General features: G+C 72.3%; 12 protein-coding genes. All 12 read right to left on the bottom strand.

The genetic code is table 11. The annotated features are described in order from the left end of the window. Positions 1-319, bottom strand: a 319-nt coding sequence (locus ACFXB5_RS10175) for an NDP-hexose 2,3-dehydratase family protein (protein WP_385204877.1), incomplete at its 3' end; no start/stop codon positions are given. Beyond that, positions 316-1302: an aldo/keto reductase gene (locus tag ACFXB5_RS10170; RefSeq protein WP_385204874.1), complete on the bottom strand. Its 987-nt coding sequence runs from the start codon at positions 1300-1302 to the stop codon at positions 316-318. The genes ACFXB5_RS10170 and ACFXB5_RS10175, both read right to left, overlap by 4 nt. Further along, the gene (locus ACFXB5_RS10165; protein WP_385204871.1) at positions 1302-2267 is read right to left on the bottom strand and encodes an NAD-dependent epimerase/dehydratase family protein; all 966 of its coding nucleotides are present in this window, start codon (positions 2265-2267) and stop codon (positions 1302-1304) included. Before ACFXB5_RS10165 ends, ACFXB5_RS10170 begins: the two co-directional genes overlap by 1 nt. 92 nt (positions 2268-2359) lie before the next feature. After that, a complete protein-coding gene (locus ACFXB5_RS10160; RefSeq protein WP_385204868.1) occupies positions 2360-3022 on the bottom strand; it encodes a response regulator in 663 nt (220 codons plus the stop codon). After that, entirely contained in the window at positions 3019-4281 is a 1263-nt protein-coding gene (locus ACFXB5_RS10155; protein ID WP_385204866.1) for a sensor histidine kinase, read from the bottom strand. The genes ACFXB5_RS10160 and ACFXB5_RS10155 overlap by 4 nt, the downstream gene beginning before the upstream one ends. A 1-nt stretch (position 4282) precedes the next feature. Beyond that, positions 4283-5020, bottom strand: coding sequence for an ABC transporter permease (locus tag ACFXB5_RS10150; RefSeq protein ID WP_385204863.1), 738 nt, complete (start codon positions 5018-5020; stop codon positions 4283-4285). A gap of 22 nt (positions 5021-5042) precedes the next feature. Next, positions 5043-5957 (bottom strand): ABC transporter ATP-binding protein, encoded by a 915-nt coding sequence (locus ACFXB5_RS10145; RefSeq protein WP_201848048.1) that lies wholly within the window; start codon positions 5955-5957, stop codon positions 5043-5045. A 163-nt stretch (positions 5958-6120) separates the two neighbouring features. After that, complete coding sequence (locus ACFXB5_RS10140; RefSeq protein WP_385204861.1) at positions 6121-6717, bottom strand: dTDP-4-dehydrorhamnose 3,5-epimerase family protein; 597 nt, start codon at positions 6715-6717, stop codon at positions 6121-6123. Next, a complete protein-coding gene (locus tag ACFXB5_RS10135) occupies positions 6714-7946 on the bottom strand; it encodes an activator-dependent family glycosyltransferase (protein WP_385204858.1) in 1233 nt (410 codons plus the stop codon). The genes ACFXB5_RS10140 and ACFXB5_RS10135 overlap by 4 nt, the downstream gene beginning before the upstream one ends. Positions 7947-7979: 33 nt before the next feature. After that, positions 7980-8765 (bottom strand): thioesterase II family protein, encoded by a 786-nt coding sequence (locus ACFXB5_RS10130; RefSeq protein WP_385204855.1) that lies wholly within the window; start codon positions 8763-8765, stop codon positions 7980-7982. Between the two features lie 71 nt (positions 8766-8836). Continuing rightward, entirely contained in the window at positions 8837-15133 is a 6297-nt protein-coding gene (locus ACFXB5_RS10125) for a type I polyketide synthase (RefSeq protein WP_385204852.1), read from the bottom strand. Positions 15134-15171: 38 nt separating this feature from the next. Continuing rightward, the coding region (locus tag ACFXB5_RS10120; protein ID WP_385204849.1) for a beta-ketoacyl reductase at positions 15172-16717 on the bottom strand (1546 nt) is incomplete at its 5' end.

Here is a 16717-nt window from a genome sequence, read left to right as displayed (position 1 = left end):
GGACCACGCCCTTCCCCCGTCGCCCCCGGATGCCTATCCCGGGGGGGTGGGGTTGGGGGTGGTACCACCCCGCCCCCGGCGCCCGGGCCAACCCCCCCCGGAGCCCCTCGACGGAGAAGAACCGGCCGGTCTCATGGACGAGGTTGTGGGTGTCCGGCGCGAAGTCCCAGCCGCGCATCGCCTCGAACGGGATGATCTCGATACGGGACTCGTCGGCGTCGACCCGCTCGCGGAACCAGCGCTGGAAGTCGGCGAGCAGGGTCACCGAGCTGTCGACGGTGGCGGCGGAGCGGATCAGCCGCTCCTGGAGCGTGCTCACCACGCCCACGCCTCCGGTCCGGGGCCGCCGTTGCCGATCGGCGGGAACAGCCGGTCCAGTTCGGCCAGCACCTCGTCGGACAGCGTCAGCTCCATGGCCTTGAAGGCCCCTTCCAGCTGGTCCAGGCTGCGCGGCCCGATGACCGGCGCGGTGATGCCGGGGCGTCCCATCACCCAGGCCAGCCCCACCTCGGCCGGGTCGGCGCCGAGGCCGTCGCACAGCTTCTCGTACGCGCCGACGGCGTCCCGGTGGACCTCCAGCGCCTGGGCGGCCCGGCCCTGGGCGGTCTTCATCGCGGTGCCCTCGGCCAGCTTGCGCAGCGCCCCGCTGAGCAGCCCGCCGTGCAGCGGCGACCAGGCGAGCACCCCGACCCCGTACCGCTGGGCGGCCGGGATCAGCTCCAGTTCGATAGGGCGGGTGACGAGGTTGTACACGCTCTGCTCGGAGACGATGCCGAGGAAGTGGCGGCGGGCCGCGGCCTCCTGGGCCTCGGCGATGTGCCAGCCGGCGAAGTTGGACGAACCGACGTAGCGCACCTTGCCCTGCCGGGTCAGCGTCTCCATCGCCTGCCACACCTCATCCCACGGGGCGTGGCGGTCGATGTGGTGCATCTGGAACAGGTCGATCCAGTCGGTGCCCAGCCGGCGCAGCGAGTCCTCACAGGAGGCGATGATGTGCCGGGCGGACAGCCCCGAGTCATTGGGCCAGTCGGTCATCGGGTTGAAGACCTTGGTGCCCAGCACGACCTTCTCGCGCCGGCCGCCTCCTCGCGCGAACCAGCCGCCGAGGAACTCCTCGGTGTAGCCCTTGTGCTTCTGCCAGCCGTACTGATTGGCGGTGTCGACGAAGTTGACCCCGCGGTCCAGGGCGGTGTCCAGGATCGCGTGGCTCTCCTCGTCGCTCGCCCTGACCCCGAGGTTCAAGGTGCCCAGGCAGAGCCGGCTCACCCGGAGGGCGGTGCGGCCGAGATAGGTGTACTGCATCAGTGTCCTTCGGTACGGGCCGCCGCGGCGGCCGGCCGGCTCGAGGTGGCGGAGGCGGCCCACAGGTCGTGGAAGGATTCTTTGAGGGCCACCTTCGGGGACCAGCCCATGAGCCGCCGGGCGAGGCGGATGTCCGCCTGGGTCCAGCTGCCGCCCTTGCTGTACACGGCGCCGCTCTCCTCGCGCACCAGGTGGGCGGGGACCTGGGAGGCGGAGATCAGCAGCCAGGCCAGTTCGCGCATGCTGAAGGCGTCGCCCTGCCCGATGTTGAGCACCCGGCCGGTCACCGGGCTGCTCGCGGCCAGCACCACGGCCTCGGCGACATCGCGGACGTCGATGAAGTCGCGCCGGTCGTCGACGAGGGTGACGGCGAGCGGAGTGTCCTCGGTGGTGTGGCGCAGCCGGTGGGCGAGCCCGCCGAGGAAGCTGCCCCGTGGGGTGCCGGGTCCGCAGACGTTGGTGACGCGCAGCACGCAGCCGTCGATACGGCCCGCGTCCGCCGCGCCGAGGACGATCCGGCTGCCGATGAGCTTGGTGCGGGCGTAGGGGGTGCGGGGGGCGGTGGGGTGGTCCTCGGCGATGGCCGTGCCATCGGGGAGGGGGCCGTACTCGTGCACCGAGCCCAGATGGACCAGGCGCGGCCGCCTGGGGAGGGCCGCCACGGCGTCCACCAGCCGGTCCACGAGCGGGATGTGCGAGGCCGTCATGCTCGCCTCGTCGCCCTCCCAGCTGTCGCCCGCGGCGTTGACGACGAGATCGGCGGACTGTGCGGCCCGGACGATGTCCTCGCTCGGCGCGGATACCGCGTCAAGCGCCAGAAAGCCGACTCCGGGAATGGGTTCGGCGGGTTTTCTCGCGATTGCCAGGACTTCATATCCGCGCTTGGCGAGAGCTCCGCAGATATGTCGCCCGATAAATCCGGTGCCGCCGATGACAACGGCCTGCCGATCTCGGATGTGGCCCATATCGCCACCGTATTGGCGCCGCTTCGAGCGGAACAACCCCTACCCTCGTCCACCCCTATCGGGCACCCCTATCACGGCCTCGACCTGCGGTGTCATTCGAATAGGTGCCGTTTATGGGCCTCGCTGACCGCTGCCGCGCGATCCTTCACCCCGAGTTTCTCGTAGACATGCAGAAGATGCGTCTTGACGGTCGCCTGGCTGATGAACAATGCGGCCGCGGCCTGTCGATTCGTGGCCCCGTCCGCGATAAGCCGGAGCACTTGGAGTTCACGGTCGCTCAGCGGCCCCTGGGTCGGTTTGCGAACCTGGCCGAGAACGCGTCCGGTGACCGCGGGCGAAAGGACGGACTGGCCCGAGGAAGCGGACCGCACGGCGCGGGTCAACTCCTCGCGCGGGGTGTCCTTGAGGAGATAGCCGGTCGCTCCGGCGGCCAGGGCGCCCATGACGTCGCTGTCGGTGTCATAGGTGGTCAGCACCAGGATCCGGGCCTCCGGATCGCCGCGCAGCAGTCGTTTGATGGCCTCCACGCCGCCCATCCGGGGCATGCGCAGATCCATCAGGACCACATCGGCCGGCTGCCGCTCGTACAGTTCGACGGCCTCGGCACCGTCACCGGCCTCGCCGATCACCGTGAAGTCGGGGTCCCGCTCCAGCACCCCGCGCAGCCCGTCACGGACCACCGGATGATCGTCCACGATGAGGATACGGATGGGGCTGGGGCCGGGGGTGTCGCCGCCATGGGTGTTTCCGCTCATGCACCGGCTTCCTGGGGGATCACGGGGACGGCCGCGCTGATGGCGGTGCCCTCGCCACGGGCGCTTTCGATGTCCAACGTACCGGCGACCCGGCCCAGCCGGCGCCGCATCGCCACCAGCCCCAGGCCGTGGCCGCCGGAGGTGCCGGCCTCGGCCGCCGCGGCCGTGGAGTCGAATCCGACGCCGTCGTCGAGAACGTCGAGGACCACCACGTCCTCCATGTACGTCAGGGTGATGCCCACCTTCGACGCCCGGGCGTGCTTGGCGATGTTGGCGAGGGCCTCCTGCGCCACCCGGTAGAGCGTCGCCTCCAGTTCGGCGTGGAGCGGGATGGCGGTCCCGGTCGTCGCGAACGCCACCTTCGGCTCCCGCTCCGGTGACCACCCCTCGACCAGCGACTCCAGGGCGTCCGGCAGGGTCCGGGACTCCAGTTGCTCGGGGCGGAGCGCCTGGACCGAGCGGCGCGCCTCGGCGAGGCTGTCCCGGGCCAGGTCCTTGGCCGCCACGAGATGGCGGCGCCACACCTCGCGGTCGCCCTCGGCGTGTTCGGCGGCCTCCAGCTGCCGGATGATGCCGGCCAGCCCCTGGGCGAGGGTGTCGTGGATCTCCCCCGCCATCCGCTGGCGCTCGTCGAGCACCCCGGCCTCACGCGCCTGGGTGATCAGCTGGGCGTGGAGTCCGGCGTTCTCGGTGAGCGCGGAGCGGAGTTCGGCCACGGTGCGTTTGCGCCGCTGGTGCTGTTCGTTGAGCCTGCTCGACAGCAGGTTGATCCAGCCGATCACCACGGTCTGGAAGACGATGGCGGCGAGATAGCCGACCACCGCGCCGGTCGTGGCCCGCGGGAAGCCGTCCGGCACGGTGTTGACGACGAACGAGGTGGCCGCCACGGACACCAGCGCCCAGACGGTCGGCAGCAGCACCAGCGCCTGGAGGAACCCGGTGGCGGCGAAGATCGTGAACACCTGGTCCCGCGCCATCAGCGCGGCGGAGAGGGCGAGCAGCCCGGCGAAGTAGACGGCCGTGCGCACCGTGCCGTACGGCTGTCTGCTGCGGCGGCCCGTGGGCAGGGTGTAGGTGCCCAGGATCCAGACGGCGGCCACGGCCGCGAGGCCCAGCGTGGTGAGCAGCCGCCGGGCCGGTGGCGGACCGTGGACCAGGCTCAGGGCCGTGGACAGAAACAGCAGAAGGTAGGGCAGCCCTCCGAACAGGATGTCGGAGTGCCGCTCCCACCGTCCGCCGTCGTCCTTGGACGCGCTCACCTCACTCCCAGCGGAACAGCTTGGCCGCGGCCGCGGTGGCGGCCACCGCGATCACTCCGAGGACGGTCAGGTGCAGCGCCTGCGGCCACTGGTTCTCCCAGGAGTCGCGCAGCGCCTGCAGCGCGGCACCCAGCGGGGTGTAGTCGCCGATGGTGGACACCGTCTCCGGCAGGTCCTCCTTGGGGAGGAACGCGCCGCCGAAGAAGAGGCTGGGGAAGAGCAGGGACAGGCCCATCGCGGTGGCCGACTTGCTGCTCGGCGCCACGGCCGCGATCACCAGGCCGATGGAGAACAGCGCCCAGGTGCCCAGGACGAAGCTCACCAGGAAGGCGGGGACGTCGCCGGGCAGTTTGGTGTCGAAGGCGGTCTTGCCGACGATGAGCACCAGCACCGCGGAGACCGCCGCGGTGACCAGGTTGATGAAGAGCTGGGCGAGCAGCAGGTTCCCCGGGTGGATGGGGCTCGCGGCCATGCGCCGCAGGATGCCCTTCTCGCGGTAGGTCGCGAGGGTCGTGGGCAGCAGGTTGAGGGCCAGCATCGTCAGACACAGCGACATGGCCATCGCGGGGACGAACGCGGCCATGGACGCCTTGGTGGCGGCGTCGTCGTCGGACTTGGTGGTGACGAAGTGGAAGATGGCCAGCAGCATGATCGGCAGTGCGATGACGAAGAACACCGCGGTGGGATCGCGCAGGAACAGCTTGCTCTCGACGTAGGTGAGCTTGGTGCGCCCGGACATGGCAGAAGTCTCCTCGGCGGCTTTAGTTGGCGGGCTTGGAGCCGGTCAGGGCGACGAAGGCGTCATCGAGACTCGCCTGCTCCAGGCGGAGTTCGTTCGCCACGATCTGATTGCGGGCCAGGACGGAGATCACGGCGTAGACGACATTGCCCTTGCCGACCACCGTCACCTGGGACTTGGACCGGGTCACACTGCTCACCTCGGGCAGCGAGGTGAGCAGTTCGTCGTCCATCGGGACGGACGGCTTGAAGCGGATGATCTGCTGCTCATCGACCCGGGACACCAGTCCGGAGGGGGTGTCCAGGGCGACGACCCGGCCGGATTCGATGATGGCGATCCGGTCGCAGAGCCGCTCGGCCTCCTCCATGAAGTGGGTGACCAGCAGCACGGTCACATCCTGCTCCCGGACCTTCTCGATCAGCTTCCAGGTCTCGCGCCGGGCGTGCGGGTCGAGCGCGGTGGTCAGCTCGTCGAAGACGGCGATCCTGGGCTTGCCGACGAGGGCGAGCGCGATGGACAGCCGCTGCTGCTGGCCGCCGGACAGCGATCCGTAGGCCGCGTCGGCCTTGCCGGACAGGCCCCAGTCCTTGATGAGCTCGCGCCAGTCGACGGGGTCGCGGTAGAAGGTGCTGTAGAGCTCGAGCGCCTCCCACACCTTCATCTTGGGGGGCAGTTCGCTCTGCTGGAGCTGGATGCCGATGGACTCGCGCAGTTCGGCGAGGTCCTTGTCCTTCAGCGGGTCGAGACCCATCACGGAGATCTCGCCGCCGTCGCGCTTGCGCATGCCCTCGATGCACTCCACGGCGGTGGTCTTGCCCGCGCCGTTGGGGCCGAGGATGCCGAAGATCTCGCCCTCCTCCACGGAGAAGGACACGTCCTGTACCGCCACGTGATTGCGGTACTCCTTGCGCAGGTTACTGACCTCGATCAGCGGCATCGGCCCGGGTCCTCCTCGCTTTTGTTCCTTCACTCTTCCACCGTAGGAGGCGGATATCCCCGGGGGATCGGCCCATCGGCTGCCCACCGGGCTGATCCTCCCTCCACCGACCGGCCGATCGGCCGCATCAACCGATCGGTGGATGGGGGTACACCGGGCCGGGTCAGCCGCGCCGGGCGTGCAGCGCCCGGCAGACCTCGTAGGACGGCAGCAGACCGGCCCGTTCGGCCTCGGCCAGCCGGGGGGCGTTCCGGTCGCGTTCGGAGACCAGATACTCCAGGTTCTTGGGCCAGGGCAGGCCGAGCGCCGGGTCGAAGGGGTCGATCTCGTGCTCGGCGCCCGGGTTGTACTCCTCCGAGTTGAGGTAGGCCGCCACGGTGTGGTCCCGCAGCGCGATGAACGCGTGGCCGAGGCCCTCCGCCAGATACACCGCCCGGTACGACACGGGGTCCAGCCGCACACTGTCCCAGCGGCCGAAGGTGGGTGAGCCCACCCTCAAGTCCACCACCACATCGAGGAGTTCGCCGCTGACGCAGGTCACCATCTTGGCCTGGCCCGGGGGGACGTCCGCGTAGTGCACCCCGCGGACGGTGCCGCGCCGGGAGACGCTGTGGTGGTTCTGGCCCAGGCGCAGCGGATGGCCGACGGCCGCGGAGAAGGCCGATTCGGTGTAGTGGGCGACGAACGCGCCGCGCTCGTCGCGGTGGACGTCCGGGCCGAACTCGTAGGCGCCGGACACCGCCAGTTCGCGCACCTTCATCGGCCGTGCTCCACGGTGAGCTTCTCCAGCACCGGCACCACATCGTGCGGGGTGGGGGTGCGCAGGTTCTCCTCGCGCAGCCGCTCGGCGGTCTCCTTGTACGACGCGTCCTTCAGCAGCCGTTCGACGCTCTCCCGCAGCACCTCGGCGGTCAACTCCGATGCGTGGACGACGAGTCCGGCACCGGCCTCGTGCAGGCAGGCCCCCTTGTTCCACCAGTCGGCGTAGCGGATGGTGGGGATGAACTGCGGTACGCCGTTGACCAGTGCGGTGCCCCAGGAGCCGAAGCCGCCGTGGTGGATGAGGACCGAGGCGCCGGGCAGCAGGGCGTGCAGCGGTACGAAGTCGACGATGCGGGTGTTGGCGGGAACCTTCTCCAGCGCCTCGACCTCCTCGGGCGGCAGCGCGGCCACCACGTCGATGTCCATGCCCCCCAGGGTGTCGATCATCTCGGCCACCGGCATGAAGGTGCCGCCCAGGGCGGCCCGCGCGGAGACCCCGGAGGTCAGCACGACCCGCGGCCGCTCGGGGGCCTCGCGCAGCCAGTCCGGGATGTCGGAGGGGCCGTTGTAGGGCAGATAGCGGACCGGGACCCGCTGGACCGACAGCGGGAGCTGGAGGCTGGTGGGGATCTGGTCGATGGTCCACTGGCCGACCACGACCTCCTCGTCGAAGGTGCGGTCGTAGCGGGCGAGGATGCCACCGAGCCAGTCGGCCATCGGGTCCTCGCGGCGCTCCTCGGGCTGTTCGGCGAGGCGGGCCAGGAACACCTCGCGCATCTTCGCGTAGATGTCGACGCACCACAGCAGCCGGGCGTGGGCGGCGCCCACGACGCGGGCGGCCACCGGGCCCGCGTAGGTGACCGGGTCCCAGATGACCAGGTCGGGCTGGAAGTGGCGGGCGTAGTCCACCAGCTCGTGCACCATGCAGTCGTTGTAGGTCTGGTACGCGAACATCACGCTGATCTTGAACTTCATCAGCACCTGTTCCCAGGAGTGCTGATCGAGCTCGGGGGTGGACCAGTCGGAGAGCGGGTTCTCCAGCGATTCGCGGTTCTGCGTCAGCATCTCGTGGAGATTGTGGTCCTTGCCGACCGAGACGGCCGTCAGACCGGTGCTCTTGATGGACTCGGTCAGCGCGGGATTGCTGGCGACATGCACCTCGTGGCCGGCCGCGGCCAGCGACCAGGCGAGCGGCACCATGGTGAACAGGTGCGATTTCTCGGACACCGTCGCGAAAAGGATACGCATCGTCGTTCTCTCTCAGTCGATGGGTCGTCGGGGGCGGGCGGTGGCCGCCCGCAGGGTGTCCGTGATGACTCCGGCCACCGCTGCCTTCTGCCCGCCCAGGTAGAAGTGGCCGCCGGAGAAGACCTCCAGCCGGAAGGAGCCCGAGGTGTGTTCCCGCCAGCCCGCCACTTCCGGGGCGGTGACGCGGATGTCACTGTCACCGGTGAGCCCCACGATGTCGCAGGCCAGCCGGGGGCCGGGCCGGTATTCGTAGGTCTCGGCCGCCTTGTAGTCGCTGCGGATGGCGGGCAGGGCCAGCCGCAGCAGTTCGGTGTCGCCGAGGATCCGGGAGTCGGTTCCGCTGACCAGCTGGAGCTCGGCGATGAGCCCGGCGTCGTCGCGCCGGTGGATGCCGAGGCTCCGGTGGTGGGAGGGCGCGGGCCGGCCCGAGGCGAAGAGCGCCACGGGCACGGTCCCCAGCTCCCCTTCGAGCATTCTGGCCAGCTCGAACCCGACGCTCGCGCCCATGCTGTGGCCGAACAGCGCGATCGGCCGGTGTGCCGTGTGCGGCTTCAGCGCCTCGTAGATTTCGCGCGCCAGCTCGTGGATGTCCTCGATGGGCGCGTCATGGCGGCGGTCCTGCCGCCCCGGGTACTGGACGGCCAGCGCCTCCACGGTCGGCGGCAGCAGCTCGGAGATCGGGAAGTAGAAGCTGGCGGCTCCTCCCGCGTGCGGCAGGCAGACCAGGCTGACCTCGGCCTCCGGGCGCGGATGGAACCTGCGGAACCACAGGCTCTCATCGGTGACGGGCAACGCCATGGTCGTCGTTCCTTATCTGATGCGGGTCGGGCGTCTTAAGCGGGGTGTCCGGGCGGGATGTCCGGGCGGGGTCAGGCGCCGTCGCGCTCCAGGCGCTCCAGCCAGTCCTCGATGGCCTGGGCGGTGGGGAGGGAGTGGTCCTCCATCATGGTGAAGTGGTTGCCGCGCACATCGACGATGTCGTGCGGCAGCTCCCAGAAGGACCGCCAGTCGGGCAGTTCCTCCAGCTTCAGCGATCCGGTGGACAGCGGCTCCAGCGCGCGCACCAGGAGGGTTGGGGTCTCGATCGGCTCGGGGTCCCAGCTGCCGAAGAGGTTGAGATACCAGCCCATGGCCGACAGCCGGGCGTCGTCCATGGTGACGAACACGCCCTCGCGCTCGGTCATCCCGTCCATGAGCGAGAGCCCGAACTGATTGAGGATGCTGCTCTTGGGCACGTAGGTGTCCACCAGGACCACCGCGGTCGGCCGGACGCCCATCCGCTCCAGGTGTCCCGCCGCCGCGTGGGCGAACCAGCCGCCCGCCGAGGAGCCCAGGAGCACGATGGGCTGCCCGTCGGCGGCCTTCGCCACCGCCTCGGCCTGGGCGGCCACCACCGCGTCCGCCGTCTCCGGGAGGGGTTCACCGCGGCCGAAGCCCGGCAACGCGAGCGCCGACACATCGCGCCGGCCCCGCAGCGAGGCCGCGAACCGCGCGTACTGGTGGATGCCCGCGACCGCCAGGCACGAGGAGAAGCAGAACATGTGCTGCTCGGCCGGGCCCTTGCTGAGCCGGACCGGCGTCGGCAGCTTCTCCAGGTCGGAGGTGGCGCTGAACCGGGGCCGCAGCGCCGCCGTGGCGTGCAGCAGGTCGAAGATTTCCTTCCACTTCCCGGTCTCGAACGCCTCGGTGTACAGCGTGCTCAGCGTGGTGGACTCCTCCGCCGCGGCGGGCGCCACGCCCGCGGGCGTCCGCTCGGCCGGGCCCGACTGCCGGGCCGCGGCCAGTTCGGAGCGGAGCCGGGCGGCCAGATCGGCGGGCGTCTCGTGGTCGAAGACGAGCGTGGCGGGCAGCCTCAGCCCGGTGGCCGCGTTCAGCCGGTTGCGCAGCTCCACCGCGGTGAGCGAGTCGAAGCCTGAGTCCACGAACTCATGGGCCGGGCCGACGGCGGACGGGTCCGGGTGGCCGAGCACGGTGGCCACCTGGGCGCACACCAACTCCACCAGCACGGCGTCCTGTTCGTCCTCGGGCAGCGCGGCGAGCCGTTCCCGCAGCGCGGAGCCGCCGCCCGGCGAGCCACCGCGGGTGGTCGCGCCCGCCCGGCGCGCCGGTGTCCGCACCAGTCCGCGCAGCAGCAGCGGCACCGAGCCGGATCCGGCGCCCGCGCGCAGCGCCGCGAGGTCGATCCGCATCGGGATCAGCAGCGGGGTGTCCAGGGCGAGGGCGGTGTCGAGCAGTTCCATGCCCTGTTCGGAGGAGAGCGCGGCCACGCCCGAGCGGGCGGCCCCGGCCGTGTCCGCCGTCCCGGTCATCGTGCTGGTCCGCGCCCACAGCCCCCAGGCGAGGGAGTGGGCGGGCAGCCCCTGGGCCCGGCGGGCCTGGGCGAAGGCGTCGAGGAAGCCGTTGGCGGCCGCGTAGTTGCCCTGGCCCGCGCCACCGAGCACACCGGCTGCCGAGGAGAAGAGCACGAACGCGGCCAGGTCCAGCTCCCGGGTGGCCTCGTGGAGGTGGAGTGCGGCGTCGACCTTGGGCCGCAGCACCGTGTCCAGCCGCTCGGGGGTGAGCGAGGAGATCACCCCGTCGTCCAGCACCCCGGCGGTGTGGAACACCCCGGTGAGCGGATGGTCGGCGGGCACCTGGGCCACCAGGGCGGCCACGGCGTCCCGGTCGGCGGTGTCGCACGCCGCCACGGTCACGGTCGCGCCGAGCGCGGTCAGCTCCTCGCGCAGCCGCCCGGCCCCCTCGGCGGCCGGTCCCCGGCGGCTGGTCAGCAGCAGATGGCGGACGCCGTGGTGGGTCACCAAGTGGTGGGCGAGCAGCCCGCCGAGCGTACCGGTGGCGCCGGTGATCAGCACGGTGCCCTCGGGGTCCAGCGCACGGGTGGCGCCGGTGGCGCCCTGGGCGCGGGCGAGCCGCGGGGTGTGCGGCTGTCCGGCGCGCAGCGCGAGCTGCGGCTCCCCGGAGGGGAGGACCGCCGGGAGGGCCCGTGCGGACTCCTCGTGCTCATCGAGGTCGACGAGGGTGAACCGGTCGGGGTTCTCCGACTGCGCCGAGCGCACCAGGCCCCAGACGGCGGCGCCCGGCAGATCGGTGACCTCCGCGCCGGGCGCGGTGGCCACCGCGCCACGGGTGACGAACACCAGCCGGGAGTCGGCGAACCGCTCATCGGCCGACCAGTTCTGGGCCAGCTCCAGGGCGGTGCGCAGGGAGTCCCGTACCGCGTCGGCCGGTGCGCCGGGCCCGGCGGCGCAGGAGACCAGGACCGCCGCGGGGGCGGCCGTACCGGCGCCGACGGCCGCGCCCAGTGACTCCAGGTCCACATAGGACTCCAGGTGGACCCCGGCCGCGAAGAGGCTCTCGGTGACCTCAAGACCGTCGTCGCCGACCAGCGCGGCCCGGGTCAGCGGGGTGGGCCGGTCGGAGCCCGCGAGCGCGGGCCAGTCGAGCTGGAACAGCGACTCGCTGCTCGCGGCGCGGGCGCCGCTGAGCTGATCGCCGGTCATCTTCCGCAGCAGCAGGCCCTCGACGGTGGCCACCGGGCGGCCGGTGGGGTCGGCCACCGCGAGCGCCACGGTGTCCTCCCCGGCCGGGGAGATCCGCACCCGCACCTCGTCGGCCCCGGCGGCGTGCAGCGACACCCCGGTCCAGGAGAACGGCAGCCGCCCCTGCGCCGTCTCGGGGTCCTCCCCGGCGAAGAGGGTGCCGAGCGCGATGCCGTGCAGGGAGGCGTCGAGCAGGGCCGGGTGGATCCCGTACCCGGCGGCGGCCGCCCGCTGCTCCTGGGCCAGCCGCACCTCGGCGAACACCTCGTCGCCGCGCAGCCAGGCGGCGCGCAGGCCCCGGAAGGCCGGACCGTAGCCGAAGCCGCCCGCCGCGTACCGCTCGTACATGTCGCTGACGTCGAGTTCGGTGGCGTCCGCCGGAGGCCATGCGGTCAGCTCGGCGGGGGCACCCGGGGTGGCGGTGGCGAGCGTGCCGGTGGCGTGCGGGGTCCACGGCTCCCCGAACCCGGCGCCCTCGGGGCGGGAGTGGACGTTCAGCGGGCGGCGTCCGCTCTCGTCGGATTCGCCGACCGTCACCCGGAGGGTGAGCGCGCCACGCGCGGGGAGGATCAGCGGCGCCTGGAGGGTCAGCTCCTCGACCTGGTCGCAGCCGACCTGGTCACCGGCCTGGATCCCGAGCTCGAGGAACGCGGTGCCGGGGAAGAGGACCGTGCCGGAGACGGCGTGGTCGGCCAGCCAGGGCTGGGCGGCCAGGGACAGCCGCCCGGTGAGCACCAGGCCGTCGGTGTCGGCGAGTTCGACGGCGGCGCCCAGCAGCGGATGCCCGGCCGAGCCCAGCCCCGCCGAGGTCACATCGCCCGCCCGGTCCGAGCCGTCCAGCCAGTAGCGCTGCCGCTGGAAGGCGTACGTGGGCAGCTCGACCCGGTGGGCGCCACGGCCCGCGAACACCTGCTCCCAGTCCACCGTGCCACCGTGGGCGTGCACCCGGCCCACCCCGGCCAGCAGCGACTCGGCCTCGTCGCGGTCCTTGTGCAGCAGGGTGACGAACGCGGCGGCGTCGGGGTCGGCGACGCACTCCTGCCCCATCACGGACAGCACACCGGACGGGCCGACCTCCACATAGCGGGTCACGCCCTGGTCCTCGAGGAACCGCACCCCGTCCTGGAACCGCACCGGCTGCCGCACATGGCGCACCCAGTACTCGGGCGAGCACAGCTCCTCGGCCACCGCCTCGCCGGTCACATTGGACACCACCGCGATCCGGGGGGTGGTGTAGGTCAGTTCACCGGCGACCTTGGCGAACTCCTCCAGCACGGGGTCCATCAGCGGCGAGTGGGAGGCGACGCCGATCCGCAGCCGCTTGCTCTTGACGCCGACCGCGTCCGCGATCCGCAGGACGGCCTTCTCCTCACCGGAGATCACCGTGGCGGCCGGGCCGTTGACCGCGCCCAAGGACACCTGATCCTCCTCGCCCTCCAGATGGGGCAGCACCTCGGCCTCGGCGGTCTGCAGCGAGACCATCGCGCCTCCGGCGGGCAGCGCGTCCATCAGCCGGCCCCGGGCCGCCACCAGCGCACACGCGTCCTCCAGCGAGAACACGCCCGCCACATGGGCCGCCGCCAGCTCGCCGACCGAGTGGCCGACCAGGAAGTCCGCGGTCACGCCCCAGGACTCCAGCAGCCGGTACAGCGCCACCTCGACGGCGAAGAGACCGGTCTGGGTGTAGAGGGTCCGGTCGAGCAGCTCGGCGTCCTCGCCGAAGACCACGTCCCGCACCGCGTGCCCGACATGGCCGTCCAGGTGGCGGTCGAGCTCGGCGCAGACGGTGTCGAACGCGGCGGCGAAGACGGGGAAGGCGGTGTGCAGGGCGCGTCCCATGCCGAGCCGCTGTGCGCCCTGACCGGTGAACAGGAACGCCGTCCGGCCCGCACCGGCCACCGCGCCGGGAGTGACGCCGGAGGCCAACTGGTCCAGTTCGCCGAGCAGTTCGGCACGGTTCGATCCCACGACCACCGCGCGGTGGGCGAAGGCGGAGCGGGTGAGCGCCAGCGAGTAGCCGATGTCCACGGGGGACGGCTCGGGCGCGCCCGCCACGTAGGACCGCAGCCGCGCGGCCTGGGCCCGCAGGGCCTCCTCGGTCCGCCCCGACAGCGGCCACGGCACCAGGTCGGACACGGTGGCCGGCACGGCGGCGGGCACTGTGTCCGCGGGTGTCTCGTCCGCGGGTGCTTCGTCGGCGGGTGTCTCGTCGGCGGGTGTCTCGTCCGCGGTTTCCTCGGCGGGGGCCTGCTCCAGGATCACATGGGCGTTGGTGCCGCTGAAGCCGAAGGCGGACACCGCGGCACGGCGCGGCCGTTCGGCCTCCGGCTCGGGCCATGGCCGGGCCTCGGCCAGCAGCCGTACCGCGCCCGACTCCCAGTCCACGTTGGGCGTCGGCTCCTCCGCGTGCAGGGTCTTGGGCAGCACGCCGTGCCGCAGCGCCAGCACCGTCTTGATGACCCCGCCGACGCCCGCGGCGGCCTGGGTGTGGCCGATGTTGGACTTCAGCGAGCCGAGCCACAGCGGCCGGTCCTCGGGGCGGTCCTGGCCGTAGGTGGCGAGCAGCGCACCCGCCTCGATGGGGTCGCCGAGCGGGGTGCCGGTGCCGTGTGCCTCAACCGCGTCCACATCGGCCGCGGTCAGCCCGGCGTCGGCCAGCGCCTGCCGGATGACGCGCTGCTGGGAGGGGCCGTTGGGGGCCGTGAGCCCGCTGCTGGCGCCGTCCTGGTTGGTGGCGGAGCCCGTGACGACCGCGAGCACCTGGTGGCCGTTGCGCCGCGCGTCCGACAGCCGCTCCACGAGCAGCATGCCCACGCCCTCTCCCCAGCCGGTGCCGTCGGCGGACGCGGCGAACGCCTTGCAGCGGCCGTCGGACGCGAGCCCGCGCTGGCGGCTGAAGTCCACGAAGGCCACCGGCGTGGACATCACCATCGACCCGCCGACCAGGGCCAGGGAGCACTCCCCCCGGCGCAGCGCCTGCGCGGCGAGGTGCAGGGCCACCAGCGAGGACGAGCAGGCGGTGTCCACGGTGACCGCGGGCCCTTCGAGACCGAAGGTGTAGGCGATACGGCCGGAGGCGATGCTGCCGGAGCCACCGCTGCCCACGTACCCCTCGACATCGTCGGGCACCTGGCGCAGCCGGGTCGCGTAGTCCTGGTACATCACGCCCGCGAAGACGCCGGTGCGGCTGCCGCGCAGCGTGGCCGGGTCGACCCCGGCGCGCTCCATGGCCTCCCACGCGGTCTCCAGCAGCAGCCGCTGCTGCGGGTCCATGGCGAGGGCCTCGCGCGGGGAGATGCCGAAGAACGCGGGGTCGAAGTGGTCGGCGTCGGAGACGAAGCCGCCTTCCCTGGCGTAGCTCGTCCCCGGCCGGTCCGGGTCCGGGTCGTAGAGGGCCTCCAGGTCCCAGCCCCGGTCGGCGGGGAACTCGGTGACCGCGTCACGGCCGTTCGCCACCAGCTCCCACAGGTCCTCCGGCGAGGCCACGCCACCGGGATAACGGCAGGCCATCCCGACAATGGCGATGGGCTCGTGGTCCTTTGCCTCGGCCTCCTGGAGGCGCTGGCGAGTGCGGTGCAGATCCGTGGTCACTCGCTTGAGGTAGTCGCGGAGCTTTGCCTCGCTCACCGTTTACCGCCCATCTCTGTGAATTCCAACTCCGTGCACTACAGGCCGAGTTCGTTCTCGATGAAGTCGAAGATCTCGTCGTCCGAGGCGGCGTCGATGCGGCCGGCGACCACGTCCTCCGCGTCCTCCGGGCCCTGGCCGAGCCGCACCAGCAGGTCCTGCAGGCGCGAGGCGAGCGTGGTGCGCGCCTCGTCGTCGGCGGCGACCTTGGCCAGGTTGCTTTCCAGGGCGTCGAGTTCCGGGAAGGTCATCGACGCGGCGGTGAAGGCCTCCGGGGCGATTTCCGCTTCCAGGTACGCGGCGATCGCCGTGGAGGTGGGGTAGTCGAAGAGCAGGGTCACCGGCAGGCGCCGGCCGGTGGCCTTGCCGAGCTGGTTGCGGAGTTCGACCGCGGTGAGCGAGTCGAAGCCGAGGTCCAGCAGACCGCGCTCCGCCTCGACGGCCGCCACCGACTCGAAGCCCAGCACCCCGGCCACGGTGGTGCGGACCAGGTCCAGCAGGAACCGGCCGCGCTCGGCCTCCGGCAGGCTCGTCAGATGCTGTTTGAGCCCCTCGGGCCGCGCGGGCGCCGCCCCGGCTCCGGCGGCCGTCCGCCGGGTGGGCCTGGTGGCGGGCGCGGCCCTCACCAGCCCGCGCAGCAGCGCCGGTACGTCACCGGGCCGCGCCCCGAGCCCCGCGGCGTCGAGCCGCATCGGCAGCACGACGGCGGTGTCCACGGCGCGTGCGGCGTCGAAGAGCCCGGCGCCGTCCTCCGAGGAGAACGGGACGATGCCACCGCGCGCCAGCCGGTTCAGATCGGTGCCCGCCAGCTTGCCGGTCATCTCGCTGCGCTGGGCCCACAGCCCCCACGCGTGTGACTGGACGGGCCGGCCCTGGGCGCGGCAGTGCTGGGCGAAGGCGTCGAGGAAGGCGTTGGCCGCCGCGTAGTTGCTCTGGCCCATTCCGCCGAAGGTGCCGGCGATGGAGGAGAACAGGACGAGCGCGGACAGGTCCAGGTCGCGGGTCAGCTCGTGCAGGGTGAGCGCGGCGTCGACCTTGGGCCGCAGCACGGTGTCCAGCCGCTCGGGGGTGAGCGAGGAGACCACACCGTCGTCCAGGACGCCCGCCGTGTGCACGACGGCCGTCAGCGGATGTGCGGCGGGGACGGTGGCCAGCAGCGCGGCCAGCGCCTCCCGGTCGGCCACATCGCAGGCGGCGAGGGTGACCTTGGCGCCCAACTCGCCCAGCTCCGTGCGGAGTTCGGCCGCGCCCTCGGCGTCCGGGCCACGGCGGCTGGTGAGCAGCAGATGCCGCACTCCGCCCTCGGCCACCAGATGGCGGGCGATGACCCCGCCGATGGTTCCGGTGGCCCCGGTGACCAGCACCGTGCCCTCGGGGTCCCAGGCGGGCGGGGCGGTGTCGGGGACGGGGGTGGTGGCGAGCCTGGCCACCGCGATGTCACCCTGGCGGACGGCGAGTTGTGGCTCGTCCAGGGCGAGCGCGGTCGGCAGGGCGAGCGCCGACTCCTCGTGGGCGTCGGGGGCGACGAGCCCCGAACCGTGCGGGGGGTGCGCCAGCGCGGGGGCCCCCACGCCCCCGACCGCC

This window comes from Streptomyces sp. NPDC059455 (assembly GCF_042750115.1).
GTDB classification, from domain to species: Bacteria; Actinomycetota; Actinomycetes; order Streptomycetales; family Streptomycetaceae; genus Streptomyces; species Streptomyces endocoffeicus.
The sequence above is the reverse complement of the archived record's forward strand: the minus strand, read 5'-3'. Positions and strand labels throughout refer to the sequence as shown.